This window comes from Aeromonas sp. 602396, from assembly GCF_049173735.1.
Taxonomy (GTDB): Bacteria; Pseudomonadota; Gammaproteobacteria; order Enterobacterales; family Aeromonadaceae; genus Aeromonas; species Aeromonas veronii_A.
In genome coordinates this window covers 139,920-166,216 of sequence record NZ_JAAKSD010000008.1, presented here as the reverse complement: position 1 = coordinate 166,216, position 26,297 = coordinate 139,920, and the positions used below count along the sequence as shown (strand labels likewise).

At 57.4% G+C, this 26,297-nt stretch carries 25 protein-coding genes and 3 tRNA genes; 11 read left to right on the top strand and 17 right to left on the bottom strand.

What is annotated here, in order from left to right; translation table 11 throughout:
- Positions 1 to 102 precede the first annotated feature (102 nt).
- From G5229_RS11955 to lrp, 13 genes are all read right to left on the bottom strand, one after another.
- Positions 103 to 465, bottom strand: a complete 363-nt coding sequence (locus G5229_RS11955) for a DUF2750 domain-containing protein (RefSeq protein ID WP_005337077.1) — start codon at positions 463 to 465, stop codon at positions 103 to 105.
- A 179-nt stretch (positions 466 to 644) separates the two neighbouring features.
- Positions 645 to 1,949 (bottom strand): inosine/guanosine kinase, encoded by a 1,305-nt coding sequence (locus G5229_RS11950; protein ID WP_216953402.1) that lies wholly within the window; start codon positions 1,947 to 1,949, stop codon positions 645 to 647.
- Between the two features lie 184 nt (positions 1,950 to 2,133).
- Complete coding sequence (locus G5229_RS11945) at positions 2,134 to 2,526, bottom strand: MAPEG family protein (RefSeq protein WP_421209173.1); 393 nt, start codon at positions 2,524 to 2,526, stop codon at positions 2,134 to 2,136.
- Between the two features lie 34 nt (positions 2,527 to 2,560).
- A complete protein-coding gene (gene hemH, locus G5229_RS11940; RefSeq protein WP_421209172.1) occupies positions 2,561 to 3,535 on the bottom strand; it encodes a ferrochelatase in 975 nt (324 codons plus the stop codon).
- A gap of 98 nt (positions 3,536 to 3,633) precedes the next feature.
- Positions 3,634 to 4,278, bottom strand: a complete 645-nt coding sequence (gene adk / locus G5229_RS11935) for an adenylate kinase (RefSeq protein WP_005337083.1) — start codon at positions 4,276 to 4,278, stop codon at positions 3,634 to 3,636.
- Between the two features lie 303 nt (positions 4,279 to 4,581).
- Positions 4,582 to 5,340 carry a tRNA isopentenyl-2-thiomethyl-A-37 hydroxylase MiaE gene (gene miaE / locus G5229_RS11930; RefSeq protein WP_005346385.1) on the bottom strand — a complete coding sequence of 253 codons (759 nt, stop codon included), beginning with the start codon at positions 5,338 to 5,340 and terminating at the stop codon, positions 4,582 to 4,584.
- A gap of 205 nt (positions 5,341 to 5,545) precedes the next feature.
- Positions 5,546 to 7,066 carry an amidophosphoribosyltransferase gene (gene purF, locus G5229_RS11925; RefSeq protein WP_005351229.1) on the bottom strand — a complete coding sequence of 507 codons (1,521 nt, stop codon included), beginning with the start codon at positions 7,064 to 7,066 and terminating at the stop codon, positions 5,546 to 5,548.
- A 21-nt stretch (positions 7,067 to 7,087) separates the two neighbouring features.
- Positions 7,088 to 7,576: a CvpA family protein gene (locus tag G5229_RS11920; RefSeq protein ID WP_005337086.1), complete on the bottom strand. Its 489-nt coding sequence runs from the start codon at positions 7,574 to 7,576 to the stop codon at positions 7,088 to 7,090.
- A gap of 188 nt (positions 7,577 to 7,764) precedes the next feature.
- The gene (gene serS / locus G5229_RS11915) at positions 7,765 to 9,060 is read right to left on the bottom strand and encodes a serine--tRNA ligase (RefSeq protein ID WP_421209171.1); all 1,296 of its coding nucleotides are present in this window, start codon (positions 9,058 to 9,060) and stop codon (positions 7,765 to 7,767) included.
- A gap of 287 nt (positions 9,061 to 9,347) precedes the next feature.
- Complete coding sequence (locus G5229_RS11910; RefSeq protein ID WP_421209170.1) at positions 9,348 to 10,685, bottom strand: replication-associated recombination protein A; 1,338 nt, start codon at positions 10,683 to 10,685, stop codon at positions 9,348 to 9,350.
- Positions 10,685 to 11,293: an outer membrane lipoprotein chaperone LolA gene (lolA, locus tag G5229_RS11905; RefSeq protein ID WP_421209180.1), complete on the bottom strand. Its 609-nt coding sequence runs from the start codon at positions 11,291 to 11,293 to the stop codon at positions 10,685 to 10,687. Before lolA ends, G5229_RS11910 begins: the two co-directional genes overlap by 1 nt.
- Positions 11,294 to 11,373: 80 nt before the next feature.
- Entirely contained in the window at positions 11,374 to 13,890 is a 2,517-nt protein-coding gene (locus tag G5229_RS11900) for a DNA translocase FtsK 4TM domain-containing protein (protein WP_421209169.1), read from the bottom strand.
- A gap of 202 nt (positions 13,891 to 14,092) precedes the next feature.
- The gene (gene lrp / locus G5229_RS11895) at positions 14,093 to 14,584 is read right to left on the bottom strand and encodes a leucine-responsive transcriptional regulator Lrp (RefSeq protein ID WP_005300047.1); all 492 of its coding nucleotides are present in this window, start codon (positions 14,582 to 14,584) and stop codon (positions 14,093 to 14,095) included.
- 150 nt (positions 14,585 to 14,734) lie between these two features.
- On the opposite strand from lrp, the gene ald reads away from it, so the two are divergent.
- From ald to G5229_RS11880, 3 genes are all read left to right on the top strand, one after another.
- Complete coding sequence (gene ald / locus G5229_RS11890) at positions 14,735 to 15,850, top strand: alanine dehydrogenase (RefSeq protein WP_005351212.1); 1,116 nt, start codon at positions 14,735 to 14,737, stop codon at positions 15,848 to 15,850.
- A 196-nt stretch (positions 15,851 to 16,046) separates the two neighbouring features.
- Positions 16,047 to 16,997: a thioredoxin-disulfide reductase gene (gene trxB, locus G5229_RS11885; protein WP_421209168.1), complete on the top strand. Its 951-nt coding sequence runs from the start codon at positions 16,047 to 16,049 to the stop codon at positions 16,995 to 16,997.
- Positions 16,998 to 17,059: 62 nt separating this feature from the next.
- Complete coding sequence (locus G5229_RS11880; RefSeq protein ID WP_005351207.1) at positions 17,060 to 18,307, top strand: diguanylate cyclase; 1,248 nt, start codon at positions 17,060 to 17,062, stop codon at positions 18,305 to 18,307.
- A gap of 108 nt (positions 18,308 to 18,415) precedes the next feature.
- On the opposite strand, the gene G5229_RS11875 is transcribed toward G5229_RS11880, so the two are convergent.
- Positions 18,416 to 18,886 (bottom strand): glycine zipper 2TM domain-containing protein, encoded by a 471-nt coding sequence (locus tag G5229_RS11875; RefSeq protein ID WP_064338141.1) that lies wholly within the window; start codon positions 18,884 to 18,886, stop codon positions 18,416 to 18,418.
- Positions 18,887 to 18,905: 19 nt separating this feature from the next.
- On the opposite strand from G5229_RS11875, the gene aat reads away from it, so the two are divergent.
- The 3 genes from aat to infA all read left to right on the top strand — a co-directional run bounded on the left by aat (position 18,906) and on the right by infA (position 20,613).
- Positions 18,906 to 19,613, top strand: coding sequence for a leucyl/phenylalanyl-tRNA--protein transferase (aat, locus tag G5229_RS11870; RefSeq protein WP_042080501.1), 708 nt, complete (start codon positions 18,906 to 18,908; stop codon positions 19,611 to 19,613).
- Entirely contained in the window at positions 19,610 to 20,326 is a 717-nt protein-coding gene (locus G5229_RS11865; RefSeq protein WP_227342588.1) for an arginyltransferase, read from the top strand. The genes aat and G5229_RS11865 overlap by 4 nt, the downstream gene beginning before the upstream one ends.
- 68 nt (positions 20,327 to 20,394) lie before the next feature.
- Positions 20,395 to 20,613 (top strand): translation initiation factor IF-1, encoded by a 219-nt coding sequence (infA, locus tag G5229_RS11860; RefSeq protein WP_005300033.1) that lies wholly within the window; start codon positions 20,395 to 20,397, stop codon positions 20,611 to 20,613.
- Between the two features lie 68 nt (positions 20,614 to 20,681).
- Here infA and clpA read toward each other — a convergent pair whose 3' ends face one another.
- Positions 20,682 to 22,937 carry an ATP-dependent Clp protease ATP-binding subunit ClpA gene (gene clpA, locus G5229_RS11855; protein ID WP_005337110.1) on the bottom strand — a complete coding sequence of 752 codons (2,256 nt, stop codon included), beginning with the start codon at positions 22,935 to 22,937 and terminating at the stop codon, positions 20,682 to 20,684.
- Between the two features lie 59 nt (positions 22,938 to 22,996).
- Complete coding sequence (gene clpS / locus G5229_RS11850; protein ID WP_005337111.1) at positions 22,997 to 23,314, bottom strand: ATP-dependent Clp protease adapter ClpS; 318 nt, start codon at positions 23,312 to 23,314, stop codon at positions 22,997 to 22,999.
- A 229-nt stretch (positions 23,315 to 23,543) separates the two neighbouring features.
- On the opposite strand from clpS, the gene cspD reads away from it, so the two are divergent.
- A complete protein-coding gene (cspD, locus tag G5229_RS11845; protein ID WP_005300025.1) occupies positions 23,544 to 23,762 on the top strand; it encodes a cold shock-like protein CspD in 219 nt (72 codons plus the stop codon).
- A gap of 117 nt (positions 23,763 to 23,879) precedes the next feature.
- Here the strand turns inward: cspD and folD are convergent, their stop codons facing one another.
- A complete protein-coding gene (gene folD, locus G5229_RS11840; protein WP_108613922.1) occupies positions 23,880 to 24,734 on the bottom strand; it encodes a bifunctional methylenetetrahydrofolate dehydrogenase/methenyltetrahydrofolate cyclohydrolase FolD in 855 nt (284 codons plus the stop codon).
- A 213-nt stretch (positions 24,735 to 24,947) separates the two neighbouring features.
- Between folD and G5229_RS11835 the strand changes: the two genes are divergently transcribed.
- The 4 genes from G5229_RS11835 (at position 24,948) to rstA (ending at position 26,285) form a co-directional block, all read left to right on the top strand.
- Positions 24,948 to 25,024: transfer RNA gene (locus G5229_RS11835), tRNA-Pro, on the top strand.
- A gap of 37 nt (positions 25,025 to 25,061) precedes the next feature.
- Positions 25,062 to 25,138, top strand: a tRNA-Arg gene (locus tag G5229_RS11830).
- A 52-nt stretch (positions 25,139 to 25,190) separates the two neighbouring features.
- Positions 25,191 to 25,266: transfer RNA gene (locus G5229_RS11825), tRNA-His, on the top strand.
- A 308-nt stretch (positions 25,267 to 25,574) separates the two neighbouring features.
- A complete protein-coding gene (rstA, locus tag G5229_RS11820) occupies positions 25,575 to 26,285 on the top strand; it encodes a two-component system response regulator RstA (RefSeq protein ID WP_421209167.1) in 711 nt (236 codons plus the stop codon).
- The last annotated feature ends 12 nt before the right edge of the window (positions 26,286 to 26,297 follow it).

Below are 26,297 nucleotides of genomic sequence, written 5' to 3'. Positions count from 1 at the left end.
CTCATCAATCGGGCCATTCGACCATAAAAAAGACCGGCACCTTCGCGGATGCCGGTCTTTGTCCCGATGGCCTGTGCGTTCATGCCATCAATGGAGGCGCTTTCAGGCGTCCAGTTCAACCAGTGCCTTGGCCAGCTCGATGGGTTCGAGCTCCTGACCTTCCAGATCGGCGTTCCAGTTCGGGCCAACCAGTACATCATCTTCATCCAGATCGTTGATCCAGATATCGAGAAACTCTTCCAGATCGATCACTTCCGGCTCGTAATCGGCCCACTCGTCAACACAGTGCAGACGAGCGTCCTCTTCGGCAGACCAGAGCGGCATCACGTCGGCATCTTCAAATTCGGCTGAGCGGCAGACAACCCAGTCTTCCCCATAGCGCAGTCCCCACACCTGACCCGACTCGCGGACTTGTTCGATAAACAGTTGGAAATTGGCGTCAAGATTGTCGTTAAGCATGCTCATGGGGTTCTCTCTTTCTTTCGGGTGCTGCGGCATTGTCGGGCGACAATACGATGGCCAAATGGTGTCGCAAAAGTGACATGGACTCAAGCATATTGGGGTTATTCCGGCAAAAAAGCCGGGATAACCCCCATTAGCCTGCAAAAACGCCTCCCGATGGAGGCGCCTTGCAGATTAGGAGATCAACGCTCCCAGTAAACCTCTTCCAGGCTGTCCTCTTTCTCCGGCAAACCGCGGGAGAGACGGGGACTGCTCTGGGCCAACACCTCGTAGCTGACGCGGTTGGCGTATTTGCACACCTGGGCCAGTGAGGAGTAAGTCAGGAACTCGGAGATGTGTTTGGCGGAGTTGGGCACATTCATCCGGTGATAGGAGTTGGCCACCATGTCGTGCAGCACGGCGGAAAGCGCGCCATCCCCTGCCCCGTTGGTGTTCTTGATCTTCTCCGGGCCACCCATGTACGGGGAGATGTGGGAGTAGATCCGGGTCGGTTTGCGGCACTTGGCGCGGGCCATCGGACGGCTGAACTCATACATGTTGAACTCGGGGATGACGCCCGGCAACAGGGTATGAGTGGTCTCGCGCTTGTAGTCCTCGTCGGTGTAGCTCGCCATGTAAAGACCGATGGGGCCTGCGGTACAGAGCACCATGTCGGCCCAATCGAGCGCCTTGTCGGCCGCACCGAGCGGATCTGCGATGCCGGTCAGGGCTTCACCTTCGTCTTCGTTCATCGCCAGCACAGTCACGTTCTCGGCAATGAAGTCGCGCCACCACTGGGGGTTTTCGTCGATGACGAAACGGGTGCCCAGGGTCAGCACCACGGGAATACCGGCCTCGCGGGCATAACGCACCGCGGTCATGGCCGCCTCTTTCATCGGATCACCATCGTCACCACGCACCAGATAGGCGGTGATCACCAGGGCAGATGCCCCTTTGATCACATCCTCCGGGATGTGCTGCACATCCAGCTGGTTCATCTTGCCGGCGTTGATGCCGAAGCTGCGCTCGCCGCACTCGGTGATGAAGGTGAAGCAACGACCGATGGGGCCATCCACCGGCTGCAGATAGTCCAGATTGACGCGGGAAGAGGTGTTGCACAGATAGCGGTAGGCGTAGCAGCCGATGCGAATATCCTGACTCATCACACCCAGCAGGATGGAGTGGGAGTCGGCCAGTACCGAGTAGTTGTGTACCGTGTTGCCAATGGTGCCACCGGCAAACTCGCTCACTACCATGTTGTTGGCCTTGAGCTCGTCATAAATCCGTTCGGCCACGTCGTCGTTGATGACGACGGAGTGCCCCTTGCTCAGACCATAACGGGTCAGAAAGTCTTCATCCACATGGGCTTCAATATCAACCAGGGTCTGATCAATCCCGACCACGTAGGCTTTGCCCAGTTCGGTTAACAGGGGATTTTGCGGCACCAGGGGATCGCGTCTGTCGACAGGGAAGTAGTGTTTGGACTTGCGCTGACCGGGAAATTTCATGGCAATGTTCTGTGCTCTGGGGGAAAGAGGGGCGGGATTTTAACACAATCCGCCGCCCCGAAAAGTCGCCCTGTTTAAATAATGGAGTCAGTATAGACAAGGCCCGCAAGGAAAAACGTTTGCTTTTTCACCATGAAAAACCATCCCGCCCGAGGTGGTTCAATAGCATACAAAGCGCCGGTTTTCAGGCGGCCGCCATCCCCTGCAACAGAGCCAGCACCGAGAAGAGGCCGAGGGCGAGCCAGAACAGCAAGGTGCCCAGAAAACGGGGCACATTGGGGGCTTTGGGGATCTGGATGCCGATGGCATGCAGGATGCGGCCGACCAGCAGCATGGCGCCACCGGCATGCAGCCAGAGCGCACCGGCACCGGAGAGCTCGCACAGCGCCATCAGCAGCAGGGTCAGCGGCACATACTCGGCAAAATTACCGTGGGCCCGGATCGCCGCCAGCAGCTCGGGGACTTCCCCCTGCCCTATCATCACCCCGAACTGGGCGCGGCGTCTGACCACCCAGAAGGAGAGCCCCAGAAACAGCAGCCCAAGCAGGCCTGCGTAGATCAGCGTGATATGTACCATGACTCGACTCCTTGTTTGACTGACTGCCGGTCACTCATGCCAATTCGCGGCAGATGAGCGAGACCATCATCCTGATGTGGGCCTGATCGCTGTTGAGGGCCGGAATATATTCAAACCGCTCGCCACCGGCCTCCATGAAGATCTCCCGATTCTGTACCTGAATTTCCTCAAGGGTTTCGAGGCAGTCGGCGGCAAAGGCAGGACAAATTACATCGAGCCGCTTGACCCCGGCGACCGGCAGGCCAGCGATGGTCACGTCTGTGTAGGGCTTGAGCCACTCCTCCTTGCCAAAGCGGGACTGGAAACTGGCTGTCCACTGCCCGGCTTCCAGCCCGAGCGCCTCAGCCAGCAGAGTGGCGGTGTGGCGACACTGATGACCATAGGGGTCCCCTTCGTTCTCGTAGCGCTCGGGAATACCGTGGAACGACATCAGCAGGTGATCACCCTGACCGTGCTGCTCCCAGTGACGGCGCACGCTCATGGCCAGCGCCTGTATATATTCGGGATGGGCGTGATAATCACGAATGAGCCGTACCACCGGCAGATTGCGTTCTCTCTTCATCGCCTTGCTCCAGGCATCGAAGACCGAGGCGGTGGTACTGACCGAATATTGCGGATAGAGCGGCAACAGGATCACCCGGTTGACCCCTTTGGCCTTGAGCGCCTGCCAGCCATCATTCACTGACGGGGAACCATAGGTCATCGCCAGCTCCACCGGCACATCGACCCCCTCCCGCTTGAGCTCCTGCTCCAGCGCAGCGCGCTGCTGCTTGCTTATCACCATCAGCGGCGAGCCCTGCTCGGTCCAGACCTGCTGATAGAGCTTGGCCACTTTGGGCGAGCGCGTCGGCAAGATGATGAAGTGGAGCAGCGGACACCAGAGGTAACGGGGCAGGTCCACCACACGGGGATCGTGCAGGAACTGGCTGAGGAACGCTTTGACGGCAGCGGTGGTCGGTGCGGCTGGGGTACCCAGATTGACCAGCAATATTCCGGTTTTCGTGGTCACGTTGGCTTCCTGTCTATCTGTCATTATGCAAAAAGGGCCCGACAGGGCCCTTCTCTTTATTTATCTGATGGCACGGGAAACAGTGCCGGCAGCAAAGATCAGCCCAGAATGGTGGCAAGCTGCTTGCTGACCAGATCAACCGGCTGGGTGCCGTCGATCTTGACGTAACGGGTGTGGCCCGCTTCCGCCTCTTTGCCGTAGAAACCGATCAGCGGCGCGGTCTGCTGATGATATACATCCAGACGCTTGCGTACTGTGGTCTCTTCGTCGTCGGCGCGGATCACCAGATCTTCACCGGTCACGTCATCCTTGCCTTCCACTTTCGGCGGATTGAACACCACGTGGTAGGTACGGCCGGAGCCGGAGTGAACGCGACGGCCGCTCATGCGCTTGACGATCTCTTCGTCCGGCACATCGAACTCCAGTACGAAATCAACCACGACACCGGCGTCCTTCATGGCTTGCGCCTGGGGAATGGTGCGCGGGAAACCGTCCAACAGGAAGCCTTTGGCGCAGTCCGGCTGAGCGATGCGCTCTTTGACCAGACCGATGATGATGTCGTCAGAGACCAGCTGACCTGCGTCCATCACAGCTTTGGCTTTCAGACCGAGCTCGGTGCCCGCTTTGATCGCCGCACGCAGCATGTCGCCGGTGGAGATCTGGGGAATACCGTGTTTTTCCATGATGAACTGAGCCTGGGTACCTTTGCCGGCGCCCGGAGCCCCCAACAGAACAATGCGCATACACGCTCCTATTGATTGGTTATTCAAATCTTGCGAAGGCAAAAAAGTACACGGTTTCGCCCGTTTCTACAAGGGTGAGCCACCTGAATGAGCACTTTATCACCACAATAACCGGCTGTTCGAACAGGATTTCATCGCAAGGGGAAGACGCAAAAATAGCCAGGGATTCAGCATAGAGCGCCAAAAGCAGGAAGGAGGTACGACAGAAAAAAAGATCCCGGCTCAGGGCCGGGAATTGCGCTCAAAAGTAACTACTTGTCGCTCGTAGTAGGAACAGGGCAATAGTAGTTTGCCCCCTGTGCGTCAACAACTGTCAGATGTGACAGGCAGGCCGCTATGAAACCGGAACTGGGGATCCGGCGAGCAGATTAGCTCGGCTTCCAGCTTGCCAAAGAAGGCCACCCGCTCGCTGATATCCTCCCCTGCGTACTGTTCGGCCAGGCTCAGGTAATCCTGATAGTGACGCGCTTCGGAGCGCAGCAAAGAGACATAGAAGCGGCTCAGCTCTTCGTCCAGATGGGGCGCCAGCTTGGCAAACCGCTCGCAGGAGCGGGCCTCGATATAGGCACCGATGATCATCTTGTCGACTATGGTGGCCGGTTCATGGGTGCGCACATGCTGCATCAACTGACGGGCATAGCGGGAGGCCGTCACCGGCCCGTATTCGATGCCGCGGGCCTGCATGATCTCCAGCACCTGCTCGAAGTGGTGCAGCTCCTCCTGAATGAGTCGCACCATGGGAAACAGCAGTGGATTGCGCTCCAGCTCGGCAAAGACGGTGCGATCAGACTCCCCCATGCTGCGTTTGCCCAGGATCTCGGCCTTCTCCGGAATGGCATCCAGCTCGCGATAGAACTCCAGCTTGGGCAGCAGATGGCGCTTGCCCTTGGGCAGGCAGTAGCGGCGCACCAGACTGTGGGCAGTGAGTGCGGCCTTGGTCTCGCAGTTGGCGTGATCGATGAGCAGGGTCGGCAAACGGGCCGGATCTCGCGCCATCTCCACCCACTCATCCGGGGTCTCGCACTGCAAAAACTGGCGCACTGGGGCTAGCAGATCATCCATCTGAACTCTCGTCTCTTAAAAGCGTATCGGTCATATATGTTGCCGCCTATGCTAGCGGATCCTGCTGGCCATGCCCATATCCGGCAAGATAAGCGGATGTTTTTCAAACAGATATCTCCTCCCCCTTCTGCCTGTGTGAGGCAAAAACGACAATGGGGGCAACAGGCCCCCATCTCGCTATCCCATCCGGCAAAACCGCAAACGTTTAACTTCCTTCGTTAAAAATTTCCAGATTGCTGGTGCCTTCCTGCCACTCACGCACCGCTTTGGTGTCATCGTTGCGCAGGGCATTGAGGTGATCCAGATAGGACTGATCCACGTCGGAGGTGACGTAGTGGCCATTGAACACCGAGGTCTCGAAGTGACGCAGATCCGGGTTGATCTCCCGTACGGCAGCTTCCAGATCTTCCAAATCCTGGAAAATCAGACCGTCAGCGCCAATCAGCTTGCACACCTCTTCCACTTCACGGCCGTGGGCGATCAGCTCGTTGGCGGTGGGCATATCGATGCCATAGACGTTGGGGAAGCGAATTTCCGGCGCCGCCGAGGCGAAGTAGACCTTGGCTGCCCCCGCTTCACGGGCCATCTGGATGATCTGCTCGGACGTGGTACCACGCACGATGGAATCATCCACCAGCAACACCTTCTTGCCCTTGAATTCGGAGCTGATGGCGTTGAGTTTGCGGCGCACTGACTTCTTGCGCTGGGTCTGGCCCGGCATGATGAAGGTACGGCCGATGTAGCGGTTCTTCACGAAGCCCTGACGGTATGGCAGATCCAGGGTGTGAGCGATCTCCAGCGCCACGTCACAGGAGGTTTCGGGGATGGGGATAACCACATCGACGTCGAGATCTTCCCACTCGCGGGCAATCTTCTGACCCAGCTTGCGACCCATGTTGAGGCGGGCGGCGTAGACCGAGACCTTGTCGATGCACGAATCGGGACGAGCGAAGTAGACATATTCGAAGATGCAGGAGCTCATCTGCGGGTTTTCCGCACACTGCTCGGAGAAGAGCTGGCCCTGCTCGGTGATGTAGATGGCTTCACCCGGCGCAATATCCCGCACCGTCTCGAAACCGATGGCGTCGAGCGCCACGCTCTCGGAGGCGAGCATGTACTCCACCTGGCCCTGCTCGTCCTGACGACGACCGAGGATCAGCGGGCGAATGCCGTTGGGATCGCGAAAACCGATGAGACCATGGCCAATCACCAGCGAGACCACCGCATAAGCACCGCGGATCTGCTGATGGGTTCTGCGCACCGCAGCGAAGATATCTTCGGGACGCAGGGCCATCTTGTCACAGCGATCCAGCTCGTGGGCCAGCACGTTCAGCAACACTTCCGAATCGGAGGTGGTGTTGATGTGACGACGGGCGACCTTGAACTGCTGCTCCTTGAGCTCCTTGGCGTTGGTGAGGTTGCCGTTATGGGCCAGCACCATGCCGTAGGGAGAGTTCACATAAAAAGGTTGGGCTTCAGCGGCACTTGAGCTGCCTGCGGTGGGATATCTGACATGACCTATGCCGATGTTCCCTTGCAAACGCTGCATGTGGCGCACTTCAAACACGTCCTTCACCAGGCCATTGGCCTTGCGTTGCCGGAAGTTTCCACTATCAATGGTCACGATCCCGGCGGCATCCTGTCCCCTGTGCTGCAACACCGTCAAGGCGTCGTAGAGGGCCTGATTGACGGGGGTGGTGCCAACTATACCGACAATACCACACATGTCTTTGCTACCTCGAAGTCACTATACCTGTTTAAGAAAACTGGATGAGTTCAACATGAACCCGAAAAACCACTGGATCACCGGCTTGAACTCCGGCACCAGCTTGGACGCCACCCACCAGTCGCTCTGGGAGAGGCTGGTGAAGGTATCCATGAAAAAAAGCAGGGCACTGACGATCAGCACCCCGCGAATTGCACCGAAGCAGACCCCCAGCACCCGATCGGTACCGGAGAGACCCGTCTTGTCCACCAACAGGCCCACCACATAGTTGACCACGCTGCCGAGGATCAGGGTCGCCACAAACAGGGCTGCGATGGCCAGACCGTTGCGAACCAGCGCATCGGAGAAGGAGGTGAAATAGACGGCGAGATCAGGATAGAAATGGCTGGCAATAAAGAAGGCGACGAACCAGGTGACAAGAGACATGGCCTCCTTGACGAAGCCGCGCACCAGACTGATGAGAGCAGAGAAACCGACGATGCCGATGATGGCGTAATCAATCCAGACCATAGAAAAAGATGTCCTGCGAAATTGCGGCGCAGTCTAACAAAAACGATTGCGCATTGCTTGATAAAAATGTGTTAACTGTTCAAAGCGGCGCCGAAAAGCTGCATTTTTTTCAGCACTAAAACGATTGTTCGGCGCCAGAATGCACAACGCCATGGCAATGCCATGGCGTTGTGGTCAGCTGCGTGAGCTTACCCGATGTGGGTCAGGCCACCCATGTAGGATTGCAGCGCGGCCGGAATGGCGATACGACCATCTGCCTGCTGGTAGTTCTCAAGCACAGCGACCAAGGTACGACCCACAGCCAGACCTGAGCCATTCAAGGTGTGAATGAGCTGCGGCTTGCCATCGACACGCACGCGAGCCTGCATGCGGCGCGCCTGGAAGTCGGTGCAGTTGGAGACAGAGGAGATCTCGCGGTAGGTGTTCTGGGCCGGCAGCCACACTTCCAGATCGTAGGTCTTGGCCGCGCAGAAGCCCATGTCACCGGTAGAGAGCGCCATCACGCGATACGGCAGCTCCAGCAGTTGCAGCACCTTCTCGGCGTGACCCACCATCTCTTCCAGCGCTTCCCAGGATTTCTCCGGGTGAACCAGCTGTACCATCTCGACCTTGTCGAACTGGTGCATACGAATGAGACCACGGGTATCACGACCGTAGGAGCCCGCTTCGGAGCGGAAGCAGGGGCTGTGAGCGGTCATCTTGATCGGCAGCTCCTGCTCATCGAAGATCTCGTCGCGCGCCATGTTGGTAAGCGGCACTTCGGAAGTCGGGATCAGGGAGAACTTGCGCACCTTGCCCTCTTCTTCCCCTTCGCCGTCAATACCGGTATTGAACAGATCCTGGGAGAACTTCGGCAGCTGGCCGGTACCGTACAGGCTGTCCGGGTTGACCAGATAGGGCACGTAGCACTCGGTGTAACCGTGCTGCAGAGTGTGCAGATCCAGCATGAACTGGGCCAGGGCGCGGTGCAGACGGGCAATCTGGCCCTTCATCACCACGAAACGGGAACCGGAGAGCTTGACGCCGTTCTTGAAATCAACGCCCTTGGCCGCTTCGCCCAGATCGATGTGATCCCGTACCGGGAAGTCGAAGTGACGCGGGGTACCCCAACGGCGCACTTCCACGTTGTCGTTCTCGTCACGACCCACCGGGGTGGTTTCGCTCGGCAGGTTGGGGATGGCGTCGGCAATGGTTTTCAGCTCGGTCAGCAGCGCATCCAGCTCGACTTTGCTGGTTTCCAGCTCGTCATTGATCTTGGTCACCTCGGCCTTGAGCGGGCCAACATCTTCACCGCGACGGGCAGCCTCACCGATGGACTTGGAGCGGGCATTGCGCTCGGCCTGCAGCTCCTGGGTACGGGACTGCAGATCCTTGCGCTTCTCTTCCAGAGCATTGACAGCCGCTACGTCCAGAACGTAGCCACGTGTCGCCAGACGAGCGGCAGCTTCATCGATGTCGCTGCGCAGATATTTGGGATCCAGCATGGGTTACCTACTTTTTTAATAAGGGATCTGGGCCTGAGTCATCATGACGGGCTAAAAAACAGATCCGGAAGTTAACATCGGTTGGCCCCCGTCGCCTTGAGAGTCAGGCCTTCGAAATCAAGAAGATGGTATCAGGCCGAAACCAACGGGGTCAGAGGGGCAGTGTAGCAGACCGCCCCCCTGCCCGAACAGGGACTATTTGGGTCGTTTTTGCCGACTTGTGCGGTCAAACACCCCAATTATTCCGGTACTTGACCAATTTTCATTCTGCTGACAAACAAGCGGGGCTATCGGCCCCGTTTTTGCGAGCTCTGTCGATCCAGCTCGTGGAGATAATCGAGCTTCTGGCCGATCTGCTTTTCAAGGCCACGATCGGTAGGCTGATAGTACTGCTTGCCGGCAAGCTCGGGGGGGAAATACTCCTCCCCCGCAGCATAGGCGCCCGGCTCGTCATGGGCATAGCGATACTCGGCGCCATAGCCCAGATCGCTCATCAGCCGGGTCGGCGCATTGCGCAGGTGCACCGGCACCTCGAAGTCAGGGAGGTTTTTGGCATCATTGAGCGCTGCCTTCCAGGCGGTGTAGACCGCATTGCTCTTGGGGGCACAGGCGAGATAGACGATCGCCTGGGCGATAGCCCGCTCCCCTTCCGCCGGCCCGATCCGGTGGAAACAATCCCAGGCAGATAGAGCCACCTGCATGGCACGGGGATCGGCATTGCCCACATCTTCCGAGGCGATGGCCAGCAAGCGGCGGGCAATGTAGAGCGGATCGCAGCCGGCACTCACCATGCGGGCATACCAGTAGAGTGCCGCATCCGGTGCCGAGCCGCGGATAGATTTATGCACCGCCGAGATGAGGTCGTAGAAGTGATCCCCCCCCTTGTTGAAGCGGGCCACATGTTCCCCCGCTACGGCGGCAAGCAGCGCGCTGTCGATCACCCTCGCCCCTGTGCTGTCGGTTTCGGCCATGTCGGCCAACAGCTCCAAATAGTTGAGGGATTTACGCCCGTCCCCATCCACCGCCTTGGCCAGCGCCTCCTTCACCCCGGGGGCAAAGGTGAGCACCGGATCATTGAGACCACGGGGATCGGTCATCGCCTGATCGAGCATGGCGAGGATGTCGCTCTCCTCAAGTCGCTTGAGCAGATAGACCCGAGCACGGGAGAGCAGCGCGTTGTTGAGTTCGAACGAGGGGTTTTCGGTGGTGGCACCGATAAAGGTGATGGTGCCATCTTCGATATGAGGCAGGAACACATCCTGCTGACTCTTGTTGAAGCGGTGCACTTCATCCACGAAGAGGATGGTGCGCACCCCGCGCCAGCTGTTCTCTTTGGCCTTGTCGATGGCGGCGCGGATCTCCTTGATGCCTGAGGTCACTGCCGAGAGTCGCTCCACTTCCGCCTGACAGTAGTGAGCCACCAGCTCCGCCAGCGTGGTTTTACCGGTACCGGGTGGCCCCCACAGGATCATGGAGTGGCAGTGACCCGCCAGGATCGCTTTGCGCAGGGGCTTGTCAGCCCCCAGGATATGCTGCTGACCGATATACTGGTCGAGGTTTTGCGGCCGCATCCGGGCCGCCAGCGGACGCAAGTCCGAGGAGAAATCCAGCGACAGATTGCTCATCAGCGCTGATCATCCAGCTCGACCCCCTTCGGGATCTTGAAGACAAATTCGTTACCCTTGAGCACCGGCTTGCGGTTGAAGTTATTGAGGGTAAATTCGGTCCACTGCCCCTGCGCCTCTTTCACATCGAAGCGGCTGATGTTGTTGTCGCGATCGAAGGTTACACGGAAGGAGGCGATAAGCTCGCTCGGATCACGGCTGGTGACTGTGTAGACATCACCCTGCTGAGTCACGTCGTACTGCTTCCACAGTTTTTCGTCATTGCCGGTGATAAGCACGAAGGGGGTATTGAGCACCGCATCCTTCATTTTAAGGGCGGTGACCTGCTCGACGAAGGGATCATACACCCAGACATCCTTGCCATCAGCCACGATCAGGCTCTCGTCAGGCGCAGTGGTATGCCAATTGAAATGGTTTGGGCGCTGCACCAGCAGATCGCCGCTGGCGCGCTGCAGCTCCTTGCCCTTGCTGTCGTAGACAGTCTGGGAGAACTTGGCGGAGAAGAGGCTGACACTGGCCAGCTTCTGCTTGAGATCGCTGGCCGCGTCGGCCCACACCTGGCTGCTGGCAACCAGCAGCATGGATCCGATCAACAGCTGTTTTTTCATCATGCTTTTCATAACGACCATCTCGATAAAAGGCCACGCCCGTGAGGGGCATGGCCAGGATAACAGTAAAAGGGTGGGCCTTAGTCCCGCACCGGCGGCGGAGCCAGCACATCGCGCTGACCGTTGCCACCCGGGGCGCTCACAATGCCCTGATTTTCCATCTGCTCGATGAGACGAGCAGCCCGGTTGTAACCAATCTTGAACTTGCGCTGCACGCTGGAGGTCGAGCCACGGCGGGACTCCACCACGAAGGCAACCGCTTCGTCAAACAGGGGGTCGAGCTCTTCGTCGTCACTACCGCCATATTCGCCGCTGCCACCTTCACCACCAGATTCGCCCGAAAGAATCTCATCGATGTAGTTCGGCTCGCCGCGCAGTTTCCAGTCCGCCACCACCTTGTGTACCTCGTGGTCATCGACAAAGGCGCCGTGCACCCGGGTCGGGTTGGAAGTACCAGCCGGCATGTAGAGCATGTCACCCATGCCGAGCAGAGATTCGGCGCCGCCCTGATCGATGATGGTCCGGGAGTCAATCTTGCTCGACACCTGGAACGAAATCCGGGTCGGGATGTTGGCCTTGATAAGACCGGTAATGACATCCACCGACGGACGCTGGGTCGCCAGAATGAGGTGAATACCGGCGGCCCGTGCCTTCTGGGCGATACGGGCAATCAGCTCTTCCACCTTCTTGCCGACGATCATCATCATGTCGGCAAATTCGTCCACCACCACCACGATGTGGGGCAGTTTCTCCAGCTCCGGCGGCATCTGATCCATGGAGTCACCCGGGCGCCACAACGGATCCAGCAGGGGTTCCCCCTCCTCGATGGCAGCCAGCACCTTGTCGTTGTAGCCCTTGAGGTTGCGCACCCCGACTGCCGACATCAGCTTGTAACGGCGTTCCATCTCGCCCACACACCAGCGCAGGGCGTTGGCGGCATCCTTCATGTCGGTCACCACCTCGGTCAGCAGATGCGGGATCCCTTCGTAGACCGAGAGTTCCAGCATCTTGGGATCGATCATGATAAAGCGCAGATCATCGGGGGATGACTTGTAGAGCATCGAGATGATCATGGTGTTGACCCCCACCGACTTACCGGAACCTGTGGTACCGGCCACCAGCAGGTGAGGCATCTTGGCCAGGTTCACCACCACCGGCTCCCCTGCGATGTCCTGACCCAGGCCCATGGTGAGCGGGTTGCGGCTATCGCGGAAAGCATCGCAGTCAAGGGTTTCGCGCAGGTAAACGGTCTGACGCACCCGGTTGGGCAGCTCGATACCGACATAGGTTTTACCCGGGATCACTTCCACCACCCGCACGCTGCTGGCAGACAAGGAGCGGGCCAGATCGCGCGAGAGGTTGGTGATCTTGCTCGCCTTCATGCCCGGCGCCAGATCCAGCTCGAAACGGGTAATGACCGGGCCCGGATAGACACCGACCACCTTGGCCTGCACGTTGTAATCGGCAAGCTTGGCCTCCACCAGACGGCCCATGCGCTCCAGCTCATCCTTGCTCATCATCTGAGTCTTGGCTGGCGGTCTGTCCAGCAGTTCGATACTCGGCAACGGCGGCAGCGTAGATTGTGGACGACGCTTGGGCTTGGTCGGTGCGACTGCAACAGGCGCGGCAACCTCGTCGTCCCCTTCGGCCCAGGGCAGATCCAGATCGTCCTCATCATCGTCATCGGCCACAGCCAGTACCGGCTGACGGCGCCCATTGGCAGCCGCCACCGCACGTTTCGGCTTGGCAGCCGGAGCCGGCTCGTCATCCTCATCATCAAACTGGGGATCGAACTCGAAGGTATCGTCGTCGAGTTCCGGCAGCCACTCTTCGGCGGCAGCCTTCTGGTTCTTGGCCTTGGGCTTGCGAGTCCAGCTGGTGTGCGGCTCATCTTCCTCATCATCAAACGCGATGGCCCCGACCCCGCCTTCCAGCAAGGGATCCGGCCCCTCGTTGCGGGGTTGACGCCAGCCACCGGTCAGCCAGCGGCCGAGGGTAGTCGGGAAGTGGTAAACAGCGCTGACCGAACCGGTGCAGGCCGCGCCGATCTGCTCGACGATGGTGAGCCAGGACCAGCCGGTAAACAGGGTGATGCCGGTTGCCACGAAGCAGAGCAGCATCAGATTGGCCCCGACGCCGCCAAACAGCGGCACCACCGCGGAGGCGATCACATCCCCCACCAGACCACCGGCGGAGAAGTTCTGCATATCGTTGAAGTTCATGCTGGCAATGGCCGACATGCCAAGCACGGTCAGGATAAAGCCGATGATCCGCACCCCCAGGGTGAGGTAATCCACATCAAGCAGACGGCTCGGGCGCCAGAACAGACTCCAGCCCAGCAGCACCACCAGCGGCGGCACCAGATAGGAGAAGGCACCAAAGGTAAACATGGTGATATCGGCGAGCCAGGCACCGGCACTACCGGCGAGGTTCTTTACCTCCCCTTGCCAGGAGGTCTGGGACCAGCCGGGATCAGCGGGATGATAGGACAACAGGGCAAGCAGAAGATAAGCAGCCATCAGGGTGATGGCGATCAAGACGGCTTCGAAGATCCGTTGTGTACCTGATAAAGGAGTAAACAGCTTTTTATCGGCCAAACTCCGGCTCCTTTCTGAAAACATGTAATGCAGGAAATAAGGGGGCCTAGTATCCCCGAAAAGCCCATCGATTGTCAGCCAGAGCCTGATGGGACGGGGCCATATTTGCAATTATCTTTACAAGAAGAAACGAGCGGACCGGCCGCTCGTTTCTGACTGTCATGGTGTCTCATATGGAAAAGATACCACGGCATAACCTGCTTTATCGGGTGCTGATCACCAGACGACTGCTCTGCTTGACCTCTTCCATCACCACGTAGGTGCGGGTGTCATTGACACCGGGCAGACGCAGCAGGGTTTCCCCCAACAGACGGCGGTAAGCCGACATGTCGCTGACTCGGGTCTTGAGCAGATAGTCGAAGTCACCGGAAACCAGATGACACTCCTGAATCTCTTCGAGCACCTGAACAGCCTTGTTGAACTGTTCAAACACATCAGGCGCCCCGCGATTGAGGGTTATCTCTACAAACACCAGCAGAGATGCGTCCAGATAATGAGGGTTCAGAATAGCGGCATATCCTTCGATATAACCTTGTCGCTCGAGGCGACGAACCCGTTCCAGACACGGTGTAGGACTCAGGCCAACTCGCTTGGACAACTCAACATTCGAAATCCTGCCATCCTTTTGCAGTTCATTAAGAATGTTGCGGTCAATCCTGTCCAAATCCTTTAGCCGACTCTTAGCTTCCATCATTTTATTCCATCCTTTGGCTATTTTTTGGTAAGAATCACCAGTCATTTTATAATTATGGTCACAAATCCTGTCAATACCTGAATATACTAGGCGCAAATGTTGGTTAACATTTTGGCAACATGAAACACCAATCTATAGACGAGGGATAGCATGATTATCGGTGTACCTAAAGAGATAAAAAACCATGAATACCGCGTAGGCATGGTTCCGGCCAGTGTACGTGAACTGACAGCACGAAACCATACTGTTTTCGTCCAAAGCGGTGCCGGAAACGGCATTGGCTTCAGCGATGCAGATTATATCGCTGTTGGAGCCGAAATTTTGGCCTCTGCAGCAGAGGTTTTCGCCAAAGCCGAGATGATCGTCAAGGTCAAGGAACCTCAGCCTGTCGAATGTGCCATGCTGCGTCCGGGTCAAACCCTGTTCACCTATCTGCATCTGGCGCCAGACTTGCCCCAGACCGAAGCCCTGCTGAAAAGCGGCGCCATCTGTATCGCCTATGAAACCGTCACCGACGGCCGTGGCGGCCTGCCCCTGCTGGCCCCCATGTCGGAAGTCGCAGGTCGCATGTCTATTCAGGCAGGTGCCCAGGCGCTGGAAAAATCGCGCGGTGGTAGCGGTGTGCTGCTCGGCGGCGTACCCGGTGTCGAACCGGCCAAGGTGGTGATCATCGGTGGCGGCGTGGTCGGCTCCAATGCAGCCCGCATGGCCATTGGCCTGCGCGCGGATGTGACCATCCTCGACAACAACGTCGATACCCTTCGCCGTCTCGATAACGAGTTCCAGGGAGCGGCCAAAGTGGTCTATTCCAACAGCGAGACCCTGGAACGCCATCTGCTGGCGGCCGATCTGGTCATCGGCGGTGTGCTGGTGCCGGGTGCCACTGCGCCAAAACTTGTCCGCCGTGACCACATTGCGCGCATGAAGCCGGGTTCTGCCATCGTCGATGTGGCCATCGATCAGGGCGGCTGTGTGGAAACCTCCCACGCCACCACCCACCAGGATCCGACCTATATCGTCGATGAGGTGGTGCACTACTGTGTCGCCAACATGCCAGGGGCGGTGGCCCGCACCTCGACCGTGGCGCTCAACAATGCCACCCTCCCCTTTATTATCAAGCTGGCCCAGCAAGGGTATCGTCAGGCACTGCTGAACGATCCCAACCTGCTGCACGGGCTCAACGTGATGGAGGGCAAGCTCACCTGCAAGGAAGTGGCCGTGGCGCATGGCCTTGCCTACACGGATCCCCTGACCCTGCTGAACTGATCTGCTCTGGCCTGCGCCAGTTGGAGATGAGTGAAAATCCGCCCGCGATGGGCGGTTTTTTTATCTCTTTTTCATGCCCGACCGGACTGCGCAGTGATGCAGGAAGCCGATTGAAACAATCGACTCACTGGCCTTTGACCCCGGATCACGAATTACCTACAATCGCGCAAAATCATCACGTCTCGGAAATCACATCATGAGCCAAGTCACTCACAGCAAATTGCTGATCCTGGGGTCAGGCCCGGCCGGTTACACCGCGGCCGTCTATGCCGCCCGCGCCAACCTCAATCCCCTGCTCATCACCGGCATGCAGCAAGGGGGTCAGCTGACCACCACCACCGAAGTGGAAAACTGGCCAGGTGATCCGGAAGGCCTGACCGGCCCGGCCCTGATGGAACGCATGAAAGAGCATGCGGAGAAGTTCGATACCCGCATCCTGTTTGATCACATCAACAGTGTCGAACTGACTCAGCGCCCGTTCCGCCTCAAAGGGGACAACGGCGAATACACCTGCGATGCCCTGATCATTGCGACCGGCGCCTCCGCCAAGTATCTGGGCCTGCCCTCCGAAGAGGCCTTCAAAGGGCGCGGCGTCTCTGCCTGTGCCACCTGTGACGGTTTCTTCTACCGCAATCAGGAAGTGGCGGTGATCGGCGGTGGCAACACCGCAGTTGAAGAAGCCTTGTATCTGGCCAACATCGCCAAGAAGGTGCACCTGATCCACCGCCGCGACGAATTCCGTGCCGAGAAGATCCTGATCAAGCGTCTGCACGACAAGGTTGCGAGCGGCAACATCGTGCTGCACACCCACCAGACCCTGGACGAAGTGCTGGGTGATCAGATGGGGGTCACCGGTGTGCGCCTGCGCAACACTCAGGACAACAGCACCAGCGAGCTACCGCTGATGGGCGTCTTCATCGCCATCGGCCACCAGCCCAATACCCAGATCTTCGATGACCAGCTTGAGATGCAAAACGGCTATCTGAAGGTACGTGGCGGCCTCGACGGTTTTGCCACCCAGACCAGCATTGAAGGAGTCTTCGCTGCCGGCGACGTGGCCGATCACAACTACCGTCAGGCGATCACCTCTGCCGGTACCGGCTGCATGGCAGCCCTCGATGCCGAACGCTACCTCGACGCGCAATAAACAAGCGCAGTTGTGATATAAGGCATACCAGTCGGTATGCCTTTTTTATTTAAAGGAGTCTAATGAAACAGAAGATATTGATTGTCGAAGATAGCCTGACCATCCGCCGTATGCTGACTCAGGCCATTGCCCAGCAGACAGGCCTCGAGATCGATGCCTTCGATACCCTCGAAGGCGCCCGTCACTGTCGGGGCGAGGAGTATGTGGTCGCGCTGGTGGACTTAACCTTGCCGGATGCGCCCCGTGGCGAAGCGGTCAACGAGCTGCTGGCTCGAGGTTTGCCGGTGGTGATCCTCACTGCCGACATCAGCGAGGATAAACGTGCCGCCTGGCTGGAAACCGGCGTGTTGGACTATGTGATGAAGGATTCCCGCCACTCGCTGCAATATGCAGTCAGTCTGGTGCACCGCCTCTATCTCAACCAGTCGATCGAAGTGCTGGTAGTCGACGACTCACGCACCTCCCGTCACCGCACCATGGCCCAGTTGCGCAAGCAGTTGTTGCAGGTGCATGAGGCCAGTCATGCCCGTGAAGCGATGGCGATGCTGGAGCAACACCCGGACATCCGGCTGGCACTGGTCGACTACTATATGCCGGATATCGATGGCATCAGTCTGGTGCGGATGCTGAGAGAGCGTTACAGCAAGCAGCAGCTCGCGATTATCGGGATCTCGGTCTCGGACAAGCGCGGTCTCTCTGCTCGCTACCTCAAGCAAGGCGCCAACGACTTTCTCAACCAGCCGTTCGAGCCGGAAGAGCTGCAGTGTCGGGTCAGCCACAATCTGGAAGCGCTCGAGCAGTTCAACAGCATTCAGGAGTCAGCCAATCGTGATTACCTGACCGGTCTCTACAACCGGCGCTACTGGTTCAACGAAGGGCAAAAATGGTTTGAAGAGCATCAGCGCCAACAGACGCCTCTTGCACTCTGTGTGCTCGATGTGGATCACTTCAAGCAGGTCAACGATCACTGGGGCCATGCCATCGGCGATCAACTGCTCTGCCATCTGACCCGGCTACTGACCCAGTTCTTCCCCGATGCCATGATCGCCCGGTTTGGCGGAGAGGAGTTTGCCATGATGGTGCCTCACTGTACCGTCCCCGTGTTGATCAAGCGTCTTGAAGGGCTGCGTCAGCAGCTGCGCCAGCAACCCTTGTCACCGGAAACCCCGCTCTTTGTTCGCGCCAGTTACGGCGTGATCAGCGTCGGGCGGATATCCATGGACGAGGCGCTGAGCGTAGCGGATCGGCTGCTCTATCAGGCAAAGAACACCGGTCGCGATAAGATAGTCTCTCAAGAGACAGCTATCTGAATCCTCAGGGCATCAGTCCCGTGTATTACCGCCCGACAGACTTTCCGACAGGAGAGTCTGCGGGTTCCTTCCCTGCCACAGTCTCCCCATCACCATGACTATCGAAAGTCAGTAAGTCTTGTCGACTCGCACCCCATCATCGAAGTAGAGAATGCGCACCTTGTCCCCATTGGCAAAGACCATGGCGGGATCATAATCCTGGATCACGTTGATAAGGGCATTTTGCTCGTTGCGGATCAGCAGCTCCACCAACTTGTTTTCCACCACGGTTCCCTCGGACTGGTATTGCTGCGCAGCCGCAGCACCTGCGAGCGCGCCGACGGCGGTGGCGATTTCACGGCCATGACCGCCACCAAACTGGTTCCCCAGCAGGCCGCCCAACACAGCCCCCCCCAGCGTCTTCCAGCCAGAGTGCTCTGACTCCAGGATCTGGCGCTGGGTAATATTGCGCACCGTTTCGACCTGACCAAACACCACCTGATTGACCGGCCGCGCGGTATTGCGCTGGTAGACCTCCGCCCCGGCGGGCGCCGTGACAAAGCAGAGCAAGCTGGATACTATCAGGATAATGGCCTTCATCTATGAACCTCGTTGCCTTATGTCTCGCTATCTTACCCAACTGGATGATGAGCTTTGCTGGTTTCCCGACCCCAGCCATGCGCTGGAAGAGCCCAACGGCTTGCTGGCGATCGGCGGAGATCTCTCCCCTGCCAGATTGCTGGCAGCTTACCACAAGGGGATCTTCCCGTGGAATGAACCCCACCAGCCGACCCTGTGGTGGTCACCGGACCCCCGCGGAGTGATCCGCCCAGACCAACTCCATGTGGGACGGACACTGCAGAAGATTATCCGCCGTACCCCATTCGATATTTCCGTCAATCGCGCCTTTAATGAAGTCATTACCGCCTGCGCCGCCCCTCGTCGCACTGCCGATGGCACCTGGATCAGCCAACCCATGATCGAGGCCTACCAGCAGTTGCACCGGCTGGGTCATGCCCACTCTATCGAGATCTGGCAGGAGGGAGAGCTGCAAGCGGGACTGTATGGCCTCTCTATCGGCCGACTGTTTTGCGGTGAATCCATGTTCAGCCGGATTGATAACGGCGCCAAACTTGCCATGGTGGCACTCTGTCGCCACTTCGCCCGCCATCACGGCGCCCTCATCGATTGCCAGATGCAGAACCCGTTTCTGGCGACCCTGGGTATCGAGGAGTGGCCAAGGGCCCGTTTTCTGGCAGAGCTGGCGCGCCTTGGCCATCAACCACTGTTGGCTTCCTGCTGGCAAGAGGGGGAGATCAGCTTATGACTGAAGAAGTGATCCTCAAAGTAGGGCTGACTCCCAAGCATCCCTGCAGTTATCTGGATCATGAACAGGAGCAGTTGCTGGTGCTCATGGATCACAATCTGCTCAACGCCAACGGTTACGAGCGATTGTTGACTGCCGGTTTTCGCCGCAGTGGCAACGACATCTATCGCCCCCACTGCCCGGCGTGCCATGCCTGCCAGTCCCTTCGTATTCACAGCGAACGCTTTCGTCCCAGCCGCGGCCAGAAGCGGATCCGCCAGCTCAACAGGGATATCGAGATCGTCCTGAGCTACGATGACAAGCCCGAGTATTACCTGCTCTACGAACGCTATATCCGCGAACGCCATCACGATGGCAGCATGTATCCCCCCAACCGCAGCCAGTATCGCGGGTTTCTCCATTGTGACTGGATGCCGCCGCTCTACCTGGAGATGCGCAAAGATGGCCACCTGATCGGTGTCGCCACCACAGACCTGCTGCCCCACTCCTTGAGTGCCATGTACACCTTCTTCGATCCGGATTATGCCGATCGCTCCCTGGGCACCTTTGCCATCCTCTGCCAGCTCGATCTGGCCAGGAGAACCGGGCGAAGCTGGCTCTATCTTGGCTATCTGGTAGAGGCGTGTCGCAAGATGAATTACAAACGCAATTACCTCCCTCACGAGCTGTTAATTCAGGGGGAATGGAAAAATATCGACACCAAGCCCGAGTAAACTTTACACATAGCCTTAAATCCGGCATGATCCAGCGGTTTTTTGTTGTGGCTTATCAAGAGGATTCAATGGCTAAAGAAGACAGTATTGAGATGCAGGGCACTATTCTCGAAACCCTGCCCAATACCATGTTCCGTGTGGAACTGGAGAATGGTCACGTGGTTATCGCTCATATTTCAGGCAAGATGCGCAAAAACTACATTCGTATCCTGACTGGAGACAAAGTAACGGTAGCACTGACTCCCTACGATCTCTCCAAGGGACGTATTGTTTTCCGCTCTCGCTAAGCCAGGAATTCAGCAAAAAACCCCAACCTTTCGGTTGGGGTTTTTTGTCGTTTTCTGATCACTGACGCTTAGTGGGAAACAGCTTCAACATTGACCTGAAAATCAAAGCTGAGGCTGTCATTTACCAACTCAACCTTCACAATTCCCCCGTCAACCAGTGAACCGAACAGGATCTCGTTGGCCAGGGGTTTCTTGAGGTGCTCCTGGATCACCCGCCCCATCGGTCTGGCGCCCATGGCTCTGTCATATCCCTTCTCTGCCAACCAGTGGCGGGCACGCTCGGACACCTCGAGAGAAACTCCCTTCGCATCCAGTTGAACCTGCAATTCGACAATGAACTTGTCGACCACCTGATGGATCACCGTCATATCGAGATGGTTGAACCAGATGGTGTGATCAAGCCGGTTACGAAACTCCGGACTGAAGGTCTTGTTGATCACCGCCATGGCATCGTGGCTCAAATCCTGTTGCTGGAAGCCAATCGATTTGCGCTGGGTCTCCTGCACACCGGCGTTGGTGGTCATTACCAGGATCACATTACGGAAATCTGCCTTGCGCCCGTTGTTATCGGTCAGGGTTCCGTTGTCCATCACCTGCAACAACAGGTTGAACACATCCGGGTGAGCTTTCTCAATTTCGTCAAGCAACACAACGGAATGAGGATGCTTGATCACCGCATCAGTCAGCAACCCACCCTGCTCAAAACCAACATAGCCGGGAGGAGCACCAATCAGACGGGAGACGGTGTGACGCTCCATGTACTCGGACATATCAAAGCGCAGCATCTCGACACCCAATGCCTTGCCCAACTGCTGGGTCACCTCTGTTTTACCGACACCGGTAGGACCGGCAAAGAGGAAGCAACCAACCGGACGACGCTCGTTACCCAAACCTGAACGAGAGAGGCGAATCGCATCGGTCAGCACCTCGATGGCTTTATCCTGACCAAAGACCACCATCTTCAGATTGCGTTCCAGGTTCTTCAGTACTTCTTTATCTGAAGAGGAGACTGATTTTTCCGGAATGCGGGCGATCTTGGCCACAATGGACTCAATTTCCTGCACATTGATCACTTTCTTGCGCTTGCTCGCAGGCAGCAACCGTTGACCGGCGCCCGCCTCGTCGATCACATCGATCGCCTTGTCGGGTAGGTGACGATCATTGATGTACTTGGCAGAGAGCTCGGCAGCTGCACGGATCGCCTTGGCGGTATAGCGTACGCCGTGGTGAGCTTCATAGCGACTCTTGAGCCCCATCAGGATGCGAGTGGTGTCATCGATAGTCGGCTCGACAATATCGATCTTCTGGAAGCGACGAGCCAGCGCACGGTCTTTCTCGAAGATCTGGGCATACTCCTGATAAGTGGTGGATCCTACACAGCGGAGCAAACCATTGGAGAGTAGCGGCTTGATCAGGTTGGCTGCATCCAGCTGGCCACCGGATGCCGCACCGGCACCGATGATGGTATGGATCTCGTCGATAAAGAGGATGGCCCCTTCCTGACGCTCAATCTGCTTGAGCAGTACCTTGAGGCGCTTCTCGAAATCACCACGGTATTTGGTGCCCGCCAGCAGAGAACCCATATCCAGCGAATAGATGGTACTGCCCGCAATCACCTCGGGGACATCCCCCTTGACGATGCGATAGGCCAAGCCTTCGGCAATAGCGGTTTTGCCCACACCCGCTTCACCCACCAGCAGCGGGTTGTTCTTGCGACGGCGGCAGAGCACCTGAATGGTACGGTTGAGCTCCTGATCACGGCCAATCAGCGGATCGATGCGCCCTTCCAGCACCAGCTGGTTCAGGTTGGTGGCAAAGCTTTCAATCTGGGCGGCCGAGACATCATCATCAGACTCGGGATTATTATTGCTGCCGAGATCAGGCTTGCTGTCCTTGCGCACCCCGTGGGAGAGGAAATTGACGACGTCAAGACGGCTGATCTCGGCTTTTTTCAGGAAATAGGCAGCTTGTGACTCCTGCTCACTGAAGATAGCGACCAGCACGTTGGCGCCGCTGACTTCGGTATTGCCGGAGGATTGCACATGGAAGACGGCACGCTGCAACACGCGCTGGAAGCCCAGTGTCGGCTGGGTTTCACGATCTTCATCGTCGCGCGGTATGAGCGGAGTAGTTTGGGTGATGAATGCGCGGATCTCCTTGCGCATCTGCTCGACATCGGCACCACAGGAGCTCAGCGCCTCATGGGCTGAACTGTTATCCAGAAGGGCTAACAACAGGTGCTCGACGGTCATGAATTCGTGGCGCTCGTCACGGGCCAGTTTGAAAGCCTCGTTCAGCGTCTTTTCTAGATCTTTATTCAACATAGGCACCTCCCCTAGTACAGCTACAATGTGGTGTCACACTCGCCATCAAGTCATCAGATTCAAGCCTTTTCCATAGTACAGAGCAGTGGATGTTCGTTGTTACGTGCATAGGTGTTGACCTGGACAACCTTGGTTTCGGCGATCTCTGCGGTAAACATGCCGCAGACACCCTTACCACTATAATGCACACTCAGCATGACCTGAGTCGCCTTGTCCAAATCCATACCAAAGAACTTTTGCAGCACCTCCACCACAAACTCCATGGGCGTGTAGTCATCGTTGTTCAACACAACCTTATACATGGGTGGCGGCTGCAGCTTTGTTTTCTCTGCTTCTGCAATCTCTTCATTAGCAAAGAGTTCTTTCTGCTTGCTCATAATCGCGCTTTGGTACCTCTAGATTACTACCGTCTAACACAAGGTTGTCAATAGACTTGTTAACCAGATCACATCAGCTGTTAACAACTTCTTGACTCGCTCAAAAGTTAGACTAGATTGGTTACTTGCTAATCTGTGCCCGTCTGCTATGGGCCCATGTCCCTAGTTATAAAGGGCTGGCGCAGGTTACTCAACGACTTCTGGGTAATCAATAAAAGGATGTAGAAGTATGGCAACCGGCACAGTTAAGTGGTTTAACAACGCAAAAGGATTTGGGTTTATCTGTCCGGAAGGGGGCGGTGAGGATATCTTCGCTCACTACTCCACGATTCAAATGGAGGGCTACAAGACCCTGAAAGCGGGTCAGGCTGTCAATTTTGAACTGCAACAGGGGCCGAAAGGAAATCACGCCTCTGTGATTGTGCCAAACGAAGCACAAAATATGTAAATAACACCCGTTGGATAAATAAAAAACCGGTTCCTCTCTGAGCAACCGGTTTTTTATTGTCAGATTTCTGGCGAATCCTGCCTCCTCACGGGATCACAGGGTTATCACCAGCCATGATCAGTCGTGATATTCACTGCAGGCGATCAGGGTATTTTCCATCAGGCTGGCGACCGTCATCGGGCCCACACCACCGGGTACCGGAGTAATGAAGGAGGCATGGCTGCGCGCCGTTTCAAACTCTACATCCCCGACCAGCGAGCCATCAGCTAGGCGATTGATGCCCACATCGATCACCAGTGCCCCCGGTTTGATCCACTCCCCAGGGATGAAATTGGGCTTGCCGACTGCAACAACCAGCAGATCGGCACGGCGAACCTGCTCTTCCAGATCCCGGGTAAAGCGGTGACAGGTCGTGGTTGTGCAGCCAGCCAGCAACAATTCGAGGGTCATGGGACGCCCGACGATGTTGGACGCTCCCACCACGACCGCATGCAGACCATGTGTCTTCACGCCGGTGGTCTCGATCAGTGTCATGATCCCTTTCGGAGTGCAGGGGCGCAGCGCCGGAATACGTTGGGCCAGACGGCCGACGTTATACGGGTGAAATCCATCTACATCCTTGTCAGGCTGGATCCGCTCCAGCACCTGAGTTGTATCAAAGTGATCCGGCAACGGCAGCTGAACCAGAATGCCATCTACGTGGCTATCCGAATTCAGCTGGTCGATCAGCGCCAGCAGCTCTTCCTGACTGGCAGTGGCACTCAGGTCATAGGAGCGGGAGAGAAACCCCACCTCCTCACATGCCCGGCGTTTGCTGCCGACATAGACCTGAGAGGCGGGATCCGCCCCCACCAGAATGACTGCCAGCCCTGGAGCCCGTTTCCCTGCCGCCAACCGCTGTTGGACTTGCGCCGCGACCTGGCTGCGAATCGTTTGCGCAACCTGTTTTCCATCTATGATTTTGGCAGACATCGTTCTCCACTCACCATGCGTTCAACTGCCGCGCATTGTCGCATTTTTTTAGCCGGGATGTTAGCGGCAGACGCACGCCATACCTGTAGCGGGCAATAAGTAGGCACTTGAATTTACTGGGGGAAAAAGTCGTTGACGCTGGCCCTTACGCTTGGCTATGATGCCCGCCCGTTGCCCAGTACGACTCATGTCGATATGCTGGTCAGGGATTTTCGGTGATTAGCGCAGTCCGGTAGCGCATCTGGTTTGGGACCAGAGGGTCAAAGGTTCGAATCCTTTATCACCGACCATGTTCATCGATTCGTCCTTAAGACGTGTTGATACAAAGCGCCCTTAGCTCAGTTGGATAGAGCAACGGCCTTCTAAGCCGTGGGTCGCAGGTTCGAATCCTGCAGGGCGCGCCATTGATACTCTCCTTTTCTTCTAGATTGGCGAGTGTTGATGAAGATTTTAGTGGTGGCTGTAGCTCAGTTGGTAGAGTCCCGGATTGTGATTCCGGTTGTCGTGGGTTCGAGCCCCATCAGCCACCCCATTATTCTGTCGATAATCGCCGCAAGGTGATGTCCATCGACTTGGTGCAGTGACCTTCTGGTCTGCTCCGCGAAAAACCGGCCAAGGCCGGTTTTTTGTTTTGCACTCGACAGCGCCATGCCTTGTCGGCAAGGCATCCTCCAGCTCGATAAACGCGGCTCTGCCCATTTGTCACGATTCGCGCTCCCCGTCGATACACAGCCACACTCCCCCGCACATCAGTCTGCTCGGTTCTTTTTCTGTATTTCCCAAGCGCCATTGATATGCTGATCGCTCTTCCTCTCTCCTGCTTTCCGTTGGAGCTTTTCTATGCAACGCATTCTTTTTGTCGAAGATGATCCCGAGATTGGCCAGCTCATCAGCAGTTGGCTCGGTCGCCACGATATGGACGTGATCCTCGAGCCCAGAGGGGATATGGCGCTGGCTCGGGTCGAGGCCGAACAGCCCGATCTGGTGCTGCTCGATATCATGTTGCCGGGGCAGGATGGCATGTCCCTCTGTCGGGATCTGCGGCCGCGCTTCGACGGCCCCATCGTAATGCTCACCTCGCTGGATAGCGACATGAACCAGATCCTGAGTCTGGAGCTGGGCGCCAACGACTACATCCTTAAAACCACCCCGCCCCCCGTGCTACTGGCCAGACTGAGGGTGCAATTTCGCCAGCACCAGCAAGCATCAACCCAACCGGCAGCCACCAGCAGCGTTCCCCAGCAACTGCAATTTGGTCTGCTGCGGGTGGATGGCCCGGGGCGAGATGTGCGCCTCGATGGCGAGAGCATTGCTCTCTCGACCGCCGACTTTGATCTGCTGTGGGAGCTCGCCTGCCACGCGGGCCAAATCTTGAGTCGGGAAGCCCTCTTTCGCAGCTTGCGCGGCCGGGAGTACGACGGCCAGGATCGCAGCATGGATGTGGCCATCTCCCGCCTGCGCCGCAAACTGGGTGATAACCCCGACAACCCGACCCGGATCAAGACGGTGCGCCAGAAAGGTTACCTCTTCGTCCCCCACGCCTGGGCATAACCCTCTTTCGGG